8 protein-coding genes are annotated in these 6,668 nt (G+C 66.8%); 5 read left to right on the forward strand and 3 right to left on the reverse strand.

Features of this window, described 5'->3' with window-relative positions:
* Positions 1 to 62: 62 nt before the first annotated feature.
* Genes K2Y03_RS02160 through K2Y03_RS02180 form a run of 5 tightly spaced genes read left to right on the forward strand, consistent with a single transcriptional unit; the run spans position 63 to position 1,969 of the window.
* On the forward strand, positions 63 to 524 hold the full coding sequence (locus K2Y03_RS02160) for a hypothetical protein (protein WP_294087846.1): 462 nt from the start codon (positions 63 to 65) through the stop codon (positions 522 to 524).
* Complete coding sequence (locus K2Y03_RS02165) at positions 508 to 876, forward strand: phage holin family protein (protein WP_294087847.1); 369 nt, start codon at positions 508 to 510, stop codon at positions 874 to 876. Before K2Y03_RS02160 ends, K2Y03_RS02165 begins: the two co-directional genes overlap by 17 nt.
* Positions 873 to 1,202 (forward strand): hypothetical protein, encoded by a 330-nt coding sequence (locus K2Y03_RS02170; RefSeq protein ID WP_294087848.1) that lies wholly within the window; start codon positions 873 to 875, stop codon positions 1,200 to 1,202. Before K2Y03_RS02165 ends, K2Y03_RS02170 begins: the two co-directional genes overlap by 4 nt.
* The gene (locus K2Y03_RS02175; protein WP_294087849.1) at positions 1,195 to 1,695 is read left to right on the forward strand and encodes a hypothetical protein; all 501 of its coding nucleotides are present in this window, start codon (positions 1,195 to 1,197) and stop codon (positions 1,693 to 1,695) included. The genes K2Y03_RS02170 and K2Y03_RS02175 overlap by 8 nt, the downstream gene beginning before the upstream one ends.
* A 40-nt stretch (positions 1,696 to 1,735) precedes the next feature.
* Positions 1,736 to 1,969, forward strand: coding sequence for a DUF4170 domain-containing protein (locus K2Y03_RS02180; RefSeq protein WP_294087851.1), 234 nt, complete (start codon positions 1,736 to 1,738; stop codon positions 1,967 to 1,969).
* A gap of 178 nt (positions 1,970 to 2,147) precedes the next feature.
* Here the strand turns inward: K2Y03_RS02180 and K2Y03_RS02185 are convergent, their stop codons facing one another.
* The 3 genes from K2Y03_RS02185 to carB all read right to left on the reverse strand — a co-directional run bounded on the left by K2Y03_RS02185 (position 2,148) and on the right by carB (position 6,666).
* On the reverse strand, positions 2,148 to 2,762 hold the full coding sequence (locus tag K2Y03_RS02185) for a rhomboid family intramembrane serine protease (RefSeq protein WP_294087853.1): 615 nt from the start codon (positions 2,760 to 2,762) through the stop codon (positions 2,148 to 2,150).
* Between the two features lie 14 nt (positions 2,763 to 2,776).
* Positions 2,777 to 3,253 (reverse strand): transcription elongation factor GreA, encoded by a 477-nt coding sequence (gene greA, locus K2Y03_RS02190; protein ID WP_294087857.1) that lies wholly within the window; start codon positions 3,251 to 3,253, stop codon positions 2,777 to 2,779.
* A 77-nt stretch (positions 3,254 to 3,330) separates the two neighbouring features.
* Positions 3,331 to 6,666, reverse strand: coding sequence for a carbamoyl-phosphate synthase large subunit (gene carB / locus K2Y03_RS02195; protein ID WP_294087860.1), 3,336 nt, complete (start codon positions 6,664 to 6,666; stop codon positions 3,331 to 3,333).
* Between the last annotated feature and the right edge of the window lie 2 nt (positions 6,667 to 6,668).

Consider the following 6,668-nt stretch of genomic DNA (forward strand, 5'->3'; position numbering starts at 1 on the left):
GAACGGCAATTGAGCTTTGGCCGCGCCGCGCGGCAGCAATGTGTGCGCATGGGAGACAGACAATGGCTGAAGACGTGATCGAAGACGCGAAGGAAGCCGTTGCTGACGCCGCCGAGGCGACCGGCACCGACAAGCCGGACCTGAAGCAGCAGGCCAGCGACTTTGCCAAGCAGGCCGCCGAGCGCGCCAAGACTGCCGCGGCAGAGGGCAAGGCGCGCGCCGGCGAGGCGCTCCACACCGCCTCGCGGCTGATGGACGATGCGGCAAAGGCCGTCGATGAGAAGCTGGGCAGCAGCTATGGCCAATATGCCCATAGCGCGGCCGAAAAGATCGCCGACTTTGGCGACACGCTCCAGACCAAGGAGCTCGACGAGCTGATCGAGGATGCGCAGAATTTCGTGCGCAAATCGCCGGCCATCGCCATCGGCATTGCGGCGGCGCTGGGCTTTGTGGTGGCGCGCCTGGTGAAGGCGGGGCTGGACCATGAGGAAAGCGCGGACCCGGGCGATGGCAACCCGGCCTAAGCCCCCCAGCATGGCCGACGAGCGCGACAGCGAGGGCCTCGCCGCGATGATTTCGCGGCTGGCGGCAGAGGGCAATGACTATGCCCGTGCCGAGCTGCGCGCCTATCGCGCCGGCATGGCCGACCGCATCACCGCGGCGCGCACGGCCGCCATCCTGTTCGTGGGCGCCATTGTGCTGGCGCTCGCCACGCTGGTTGCGCTGCTGGTCGGGCTGATCCTGGCGCTGGCAACGCTGATCGGCGCGGCGGGGGCAACGGCGGTGGTGGTGCTGGCGATGCTGTTGCTGGCCGGCCTGATGGGCTGGATTGGCGTGGGGCGCATCAAGCATGCACTGCGCAAGGAGAAGAAATGAGCAAGCCCGCTCGCGATGTCGATCTGGCCAAGGCCGAAGCGGCCGCCGCGCGCGAGCGCTTCATGGCGACGCTCAGCGACGTGCGCACCCGGCTGCAGCCGGCGCAGCTGCGGCGCGAGGCGGGCGGCGCGATCAAGCAGGGCGGCAACCGGCTGGCCCGCGCGGCGTTGACCACCGCACAGCGCCATCCCGCGCGGATGGCCGGGCTGGGCGTGGCGCTGATGCTACTCGTCGCCCGCAACCAGATTTTCGGCGTGGCGCGCGCAGCCGGTGCGCGCCTTGCCAACCATCGCCACGCGCCGCCAAAGGGAGCCGCCAATGACTGAGACCGAAACCACCCCCGCCCCCGACGCGACCGACGCCGCAGAGGCCGCCGTCGATGCCGCCAGCGGCCGGCTGGCTGCACTGCGTGACACCGTGCTCGACAAGCGCGACGCGGCGATGGACACAGCCCGGGAATCGGCGGCGCAGGCCGCGCGGCGCACCGCCGACACGATCGAGGGCAATCCGCTTGCGGTGCTGGTCGGCGGGCTGGCGGTGGGCGTGCTGGCCGGCGCAATGCTGCCGCGCAGCCGGCACGAAACGCGCACCATCGGCTCGGTCGGCAAGAAGCTGAACCAGGGTGCCGTTGCCGTTGCCCGTGCCGCGCGCGAGGCGGGCGTTGCCGAACTCTCGGCCGCCGGGCTGACCCGCGCCGCCGCGCGCGAAGGGGTGAAGCGGCTCGTCGCGCATGTCGGCGACGCGGCGAAGAATGCGGGACAGGCTGCCGCCAAGGCCGGCACCGAACAGGCAAAGACAGGCTTCAAACCGGGTGAGTAAGCCGCTATCGGCGCCCTATTTTCCCGAAAAGGACAGCCCGATGAGCATGATTCACCTGGTTTTCGGCGGCCGCGTGAGCGACCCGCAGACCCTGGACTTTACCGATCTCGCCTCGCTCGACGTGGTCGGCTTCTTCCCGAGCTATGCAAGCGCCGAGAAGGCATGGCGCGCGGCCGCCCAGCGCACGGTTGACGATGCCGAGATGAAATATGTGGTGGTCCACCTCCACCGCCTGCTCCAGCCCGACCTTACCGAACCCGCCCCCAAGGGCTGAACGACCCAAGGCAGGGGCGGTATGCGACCAAACCAACCCGTCGCCCCGGCCTTGAGCCGGGGCTAGGCTGTCTTTGAACGCCGAAGAAGAAACCGAGCCACGGCTCGGGGGCCGGGGCGACGGGGGTACGAATCATGGCGCCCAAAGATCGTCGCGCTTTGGCCGCTCCGGCGCCCGCTCAGGCGCGGCGATAGTGCCACAGCAGCAATGGCCGGGCCAGCGCCAGCCCGGCCAGGAACCCGCCCACTTGCGCCCCCACGGCCAAGGTTGCGCCACCCAGCCCGGCGACCAGGCCGTACAGCGTCTGCAGCCCTATCCACGCCGCCGCCATCCAAAGCACGTTTATCGTCCGCGCCATTTTCGGCGAGGAGAACAGCAGCGCATAGCCGCCGATCAGGGCGGAAACCGCACCACTCGCCCCGATCATCGGGGTCAGGCTGCCCGGCTGCAGCGCCCATTCGCCCAGCGCCGCCGCATAGGCGCCGACAATGTAGAGCAACGCCACCAGCCTTGGCCCCAGCGCGCGTTCGAGCTGCGACCCGCAAACCACCAGCATCAGCAGGTTGAACGCCAGATGCGTCCACCCCGCATGGATGAGCGTTGCCGTAAGCGGGGAGAGGAACCACGGCACCAGCGGCAGCCCGTCCGGCCCGTCTACCGCCTGCGTCACCGAGGCCGGCACAAATCCCCCCAGCACGGCATAGCTGCCGAGCGCCGGCGTCAGGATCAGCAGGGCCGAGCACACAATGGTTACGCCGGCGATCAGGGTGGTCGCCGGAAAACGCTGCAGCAATGTGGCGTTGCGGGTCAGATGAACTCGATCTTGGCGACGAGATAATAGCGGTCGCCCGACGGCACCGTCACTTCCACCTCGTCCTCGACGCGGCGGCCGATCAGCGCGCGGCCGAGCGGCGAGTTGTAGCTGATCCGCCCGGCAGAGGCATCCGCCTCGGTCTGGCCGACAATCTGATAGCGCACCGGCTTGTCGTCTTCATCGATCAGGGTCACGGTCGCGCCGAACACCACCTTGTCGCCCGAGAGCGTGGTGGGATCGATGATCTGCGCGCGCGAGAGCTTGTCCTCGATATCCGAAATCTGCGCCTCGATCTGGCCCTGGCGCTCCTTGGCGGCGTGATATTCGGCATTTTCGGAAAGGTCGCCATGCGCGCGCGCTTCCTCGATCGCGTCGACGATCAGCGGCCGTTCGGCCTTCAGCCGTTTCAGCTCCGCGGTCAGCGTTTCATAGCCTTCCGCCAGCATCGGCATCTTTTCAACCGTCGCCATCTCGATCGTCCCTAAAAGCCTTCACAACAGGCCAAGCGCCCTGCCCGCCTGTACGCCGCCAATGATTTTGCGAGGAATTATTGGTGCGAACGTAGATAATAGGCTTGAAGCGGTTGTACTTCAAGCACCGCATGACGCAGCGCGGCAATTGCCTTGGCAACCTCGACACTGGCCGGCGCCGTGGTGAAGTACGGAATCTTCTGCGCAAGTGCACAGGCGCGAATGGGTTGCGAGTCCTTCAGGCTCTGCCACCCTTCGGTCGTGTTGAAGATCACGTCGACACCGCCATCCTTGATCCGGTCGACGATGTGCGGTCGCCCCTGCGCCACCTTGTTCACCCGTTCCACCACCAGCCCGTGCGCGATCAGGTAATCGGCGGTGCCGCTGGTGGCGATCACGCGAAAGCCCGCCTCGATCAGCGTCTGTACCGCCGGCAGGATCACCGGCTTGTCGCTGTCCTTCACGCTCACGAACAGCGTGCCACCCTTGGGCAGCACGGTGCCGGCGCCCAGCTGAGACTTGGCAAAGGCGGTGGTGAAATCGCGGTCGATGCCCATCACTTCGCCGGTCGATTTCATTTCGGGTGACAGCACCGGGTCGATGCCAGGGAAGCGGTTGAACGGGAACACCGCCTCCTTCACCGCGACATAATCGATATTGCGGTCGATCTGCGGCAGCGCGGCAAGCTTTTCCCCCGCCATCACCCGCGCGGCGATCTTGGCAATGGGCGCGCCGATCGCCTTGGCGACGAAGGGCACGGTGCGGCTGGCGCGCGGGTTGACTTCGATCAGGTAAACCTGCCCATCCTTCACCGCGAACTGGATGTTCATCAGCCCGCGCACCGACAGCGCCCGGGCGAGCGCCGCCGTCTGCCGCTCGATCTCCGCGACGATATCGGCGGGCAGCGAATAGGGCGGGATGGAGCAGGCACTGTCGCCCGAATGGACGCCCGCCTCCTCGATATGCTGCAGGATGCCGGCCACCACCACATCGGTGCCGTCGCAGATCGCGTCGACATCCACCTCGATCGCGTCGCGCAGATACTGGTCGATCAGCACCGGCGCGTCGCCCGACACCTGCACCGCGGTGTGGATATAGTCGTCAAGCTGGACGGTGGATTCCACCACCTCCATCGCCCGCCCGCCCAGCACATAGGACGGGCGCATCAGCACCGGATAGCCAATGCGCTCGGCCACGCGCAGCGCCTCGTCGCGGCTGCGGGCAATGCCGTTGGCCGGCTGGCGCAGGCCCAGCTTGTCGATCAGCGCGGCAAAGCGCTCACGGTCCTCGGCCAGGTCGATCGCGTCGGGGCTGGTGCCCAGGATCGGGATGCCCGCCTCCTCCAGCGCGCGCGCCAGGTTAAGCGGGGTCTGCCCGCCAAACTGCACGATCACGCCAACGAGCGTGCCGCGCGACCGCTCCACCTCCAGAATTTCGAGCACGTCCTCGGCGGTCAGCGGCTCGAAATAGAGCCGGTCCGACGTGTCGTAATCGGTCGACACGGTTTCCGGGTTGCAGTTGACCATGATCGTCTCGAACCCAGCATCGGCCAGCGCGAAACAGGCATGGCAGCAGCAATAGTCGAACTCGATCCCCTGCCCGATCCGGTTCGGCCCGCCGCCCAGAATAACGATCTTGCGCGCGTCGCTGGGGGCGCTTTCGCATTCGGGCACGCCGAAGCTGGGCGCTTCATAGGTGGAATACATATAGGGCGTCTTGGCGTCGAATTCGGCGGCGCAGGTGTCGATCCGCTTGAACACCGGGCGCACCCCCAGCCGGTGGCGCAGCTTGCGCACTTCCGCCTCGGTCACCCCGCCGGTCATCGCGACGACCGCGTCATGGACCAGGCCGGAACTGCGCGCGATGCCGCGCTCCATACCCGCGCGCAGCCCGGCGGATTTCAGCGCGAGCCACGCCAGCCGCTTGTCTGAAAAGCCCATCGCCTTCAGCCGCCGCATGCCCGCCGCATCGCGCGGCAGGCCGCCGGCGATCACCTCATTCTCGGCGGCGACGATTTCGGCGATCCGCTCCAGGAACCAGGGATCATATTTGGCGATGGCATGGATTTCGGCCACGCTCATCCCCTCGCGCAGTGCCTGCGCCGCCACCAGCAGCCGGTCGGGCGTCGCCCGCGCCAGTGCCGCCTCGATCTCCGCACGCGGCGAGCCGACCAGCGCATCGACCTGGTTGAAGCCCGACAGCCCCGTCTCCAGCCCGCGCAGCGCCTTTTGCAGCGATTCATGGATGTTGCGGCCGATCGCCATCACCTCGCCCACCGATTTCATCGCGGTGGACAGCACGGCTTCCGCGCCCTTGAACTTTTCAAAGGCGAAGCGCGGAATCTTGGTGACGACATAGTCGATCGTCGGCTCGAACGACGCGGGCGTCGCGCCGGTGATGTCGTTCATGATCTCGTCGAGCGTGTATCCCACCGCCAGCTTCGCCGCGACCTTGGCGATTGGGAAGCCAGTCGCCTTCGACGCCAGCGCCGACGAGCGCGACACGCGCGGGTTCATCTCGATCACGATCAGCCGGCCGTCGCGCGGGTTGACCGCGAACTGCACGTTCGACCCGCCCGTCTCCACCCCAATCTCGCGCAGGCAGGCAATGCTCGCCGAGCGCATGATCTGATATTCCTTGTCGGTCAGCGTCAGCGCCGGCGCCACGGTGATGCTGTCGCCAGTGTGCACGCCCATCGGATCGATATTTTCGATGGAGCAGATGATGATGGCGTTGTCGGCGCGGTCGCGCACCACCTCCATCTCATATTCCTTCCAGCCGAGCAGCGATTCCTCGATCAGCACCTCGGTGGTGGGGCTGGCGTCCAGCCCCTTGCGGACGATTTCCTCAAACTCCTCGCGGTTATAGGCCACACCGCCGCCGGTGCCGCCCAGCGTAAAGCTGGGGCGGATGATCGCGGGCAGGCCCACTTTCTCCAGCCCGGCCAGCGCCTCCGCCATCGAATGCGCGATTGCCGAACGGGCCGATTCCAGCCCGATCTTGGTCATCGCGTCCTTGAATTTCAGCCGGTCTTCCGCCTTGTCGATCGCCTCGGCATTGGCGCCGATCATCGTAACGCCGAACTTCTCCAGCGTCCCGTCGTTGAACAGCGCGAGCGCGGTGTTGAGCGCGGTCTGCCCGCCCATCGTCGGCAGCACCGCGTCGGGCCGCTCCTTCTCGATGATCTTCGCCACGATCTCGGGCGTGATCGGCTCGACATAGGTCGCGTCGGCCAGTTCGGGATCGGTCATGATCGTCGCCGGGTTCGAATTAACCAGGACGATGCGATACCCCTCCTCCTTCAGCGCCTTGATCGCCTGCGTGCCCGAATAATCGAACTCGCACGCCTGGCCGATGACGATGGGACCTGCGCCGATGACGAGGATCGAGGAAATGTCGGTGCGTTTGGGCATTA

This window comes from Sphingomonas sp., assembly GCF_019746015.1.
In the GTDB taxonomy this organism is placed as follows: domain Bacteria; phylum Pseudomonadota; class Alphaproteobacteria; order Sphingomonadales; family Sphingomonadaceae; genus Sphingomonas.

What these genes read in the sequence shown, in the direction of transcription:
- K2Y03_RS02160 (WP_294087846.1), top strand. Translation starts at nt 63, where the DNA reads ATGGCTGAAGACGTGATCGAAGACGCGAAGGAAGCCGTTGCTGACGCC.
- K2Y03_RS02165 (WP_294087847.1), top strand. Translation starts at nt 508, where the DNA reads ATGGCAACCCGGCCTAAGCCCCCCAGCATGGCCGACGAGCGCGACAGC.
- K2Y03_RS02170 (WP_294087848.1), top strand. Translation starts at nt 873, where the DNA reads ATGAGCAAGCCCGCTCGCGATGTCGATCTGGCCAAGGCCGAAGCGGCC.
- K2Y03_RS02175 (WP_294087849.1), top strand. Translation starts at nt 1,195, where the DNA reads ATGACTGAGACCGAAACCACCCCCGCCCCCGACGCGACCGACGCCGCA.
- K2Y03_RS02180 (WP_294087851.1), top strand. Translation starts at nt 1,736, where the DNA reads ATGAGCATGATTCACCTGGTTTTCGGCGGCCGCGTGAGCGACCCGCAG.
- greA (WP_294087857.1), bottom strand. Translation starts at nt 3,253, where the DNA reads ATGGCGACGGTTGAAAAGATGCCGATGCTGGCGGAAGGCTATGAAACG.
- carB (WP_294087860.1), bottom strand. Translation starts at nt 6,666, where the DNA reads ATGCCCAAACGCACCGACATTTCCTCGATCCTCGTCATCGGCGCAGGT.